Source organism: Acidovorax sp. HMWF018 (assembly GCF_003061035.1).
GTDB lineage: Bacteria > Pseudomonadota > Gammaproteobacteria > Burkholderiales > Burkholderiaceae_C > Acidovorax > Acidovorax delafieldii.
In genome coordinates this window covers 1-1,051 of sequence record NZ_QAIM01000217.1, presented here as the reverse complement: position 1 = coordinate 1,051, position 1,051 = coordinate 1, and the positions used below count along the sequence as shown (strand labels likewise).

The 1,051-nt window shown below is 69.0% G+C and carries 2 protein-coding genes; both read right to left on the bottom strand.

The window, feature by feature from the left end:
• Positions 1-839: FAD-dependent oxidoreductase (locus tag DBR23_RS07795; protein WP_146191276.1), on the bottom strand; the 839-nt coding region annotated here is incomplete at its 3' end.
• Positions 839-988, bottom strand: a complete 150-nt coding sequence (locus tag DBR23_RS29585; protein WP_158276436.1) for a hypothetical protein — start codon at positions 986-988, stop codon at positions 839-841. The genes DBR23_RS29585 and DBR23_RS07795, both read right to left, overlap by 1 nt.
• Positions 989-1,051 lie beyond the last annotated feature (63 nt).

Genomic DNA, 1,051 nt, shown 5'->3' with positions numbered 1-1,051 from the left:
CGGCGGCCTACGGGCAGGGTGGAGAGGTCGGTGCTCTGGCGCAGCTCGGCAATGAAGTCCACCGCATTGCGCAGGCCAGTGGCCGTGGGCTCAGCCACGCCCAGCGCGTTCACACCCTGCAGGCCCAGGCCCAGGAACACAGCGTCGTAAGCGCCCAGCAAGCTGTCGAGCGTGATGTCACGGCCCAGTTGCTGGCCCGTGCGCACCTCGATACCGCCGATGGACAGCAGCCACTCCACTTCCTTCTGCGCAAAGTTGTGGGCGGTCTTGTAGCTGGCCAGGCCATATTCGTTGAGGCCGCCGAGCTTGGGGCGCGCCTCGAACAGCACCACGTCATGCCCGCGCACGGCCAGGCCATGCGCACAGGCCAGGCCCGCAGGCCCTGCGCCCACCACGGCCACGCGCTTGCCGGTGACGGCTGCGCGCTGGAACAGCGGTGCACCGGGCTGGGCAAAGAAGGCGTCGGTGGCGTAGCGCTGCAGTGAGCCGATCTCCACCGGCTTGTCTTCGTTGGTGTTGCGCACGCAGGCCTGCTCGCACAGCACCTCGGTGGGGCACACCCGAGCGCACATGCCACCCAGCGGGTTCGCCTCCAGGATGGCGCGGGCCGCGCCCCGGTTGTTGTCCTGCGCAATGCGGTGGATGAACGACGGGATGTCGATGCCCGTGGGGCAGGCCGTGGCGCAGGGGGCGTCGTGGCAGTAATAGCAGCGCTCGGCCTCGATCAGCGCCTGCGGGCGGGTGAGCGGCGGGTGTGCGTCGCTGAAGTTGACGGCGTAGTCGGCCAGGTTCAGGCGTGCGGCATGAATGCCGCAGGCACGGCTTGCGGGTGTGTCCATCAGGTTTCCTCCGAGAGGGTCAGGGTGGGGGTCTGGGCGCCCATGGGGCGTGCAAGCGCACGCCGCGCAGCGTTGGAGCGCCAGCCAGTGGCGCCAACCAATGCGGCACCAGCGTGAATGCTGGTGCCCGCAAACTTCGGAGGTTTCATCGTGGTCCTCGCTGTGGGGTGCAGGTGCCCGCTGCTTTGGTGCGGCGGTGCCCTGCGTTGTGG

Bases quoted from the DNA above. Each gene is read 5' to 3' on its own strand.
- DBR23_RS29585 (WP_158276436.1), bottom strand. From the start codon at position 988: ATGAAACCTCCGAAGTTTGCGGGCACCAGCATTCACGCTGGTGCCGCA.